Annotated in this window: 1 protein-coding gene; it reads left to right on the top strand. The window is 62.4% G+C overall.

What is annotated here, in order from left to right:
* Positions 1–250: glycine--tRNA ligase subunit alpha (locus A3764_RS01005; RefSeq protein WP_150122027.1), on the top strand; the 250-nt coding region annotated here is incomplete at both ends.

The raw sequence follows: 250 nt of genomic DNA, 5'->3' as shown, positions 1-250 counted from the left end.
TCCGCCAGACGGAGGAGGAATACGCGCGCTGGAACTTCGATACCGCCGATACCGCGGTGCTGCTGCGCCACTTCGAGGAAGCGGAAGCGGAATGCCGCGCCATTCTGGACCAGCCTGCGGAAGACCCGAAAACCGGCAAGCGCATCGTCATGGCGCATCCCGCCTATGATCAGGCGATCAAGGCGAGCCATATCTTCAACCTGCTGGACGCGCGCGGCGTCATTTCCGTGACCGAACGGCAGGCCTATAT

Source organism: Sulfitobacter sp. HI0129, from assembly GCF_001635395.1.
In the GTDB taxonomy this organism is placed as follows: domain Bacteria; phylum Pseudomonadota; class Alphaproteobacteria; order Rhodobacterales; family Rhodobacteraceae; genus Sulfitobacter.
This window is presented reverse-complemented; position numbering and strand designations above follow the sequence as displayed.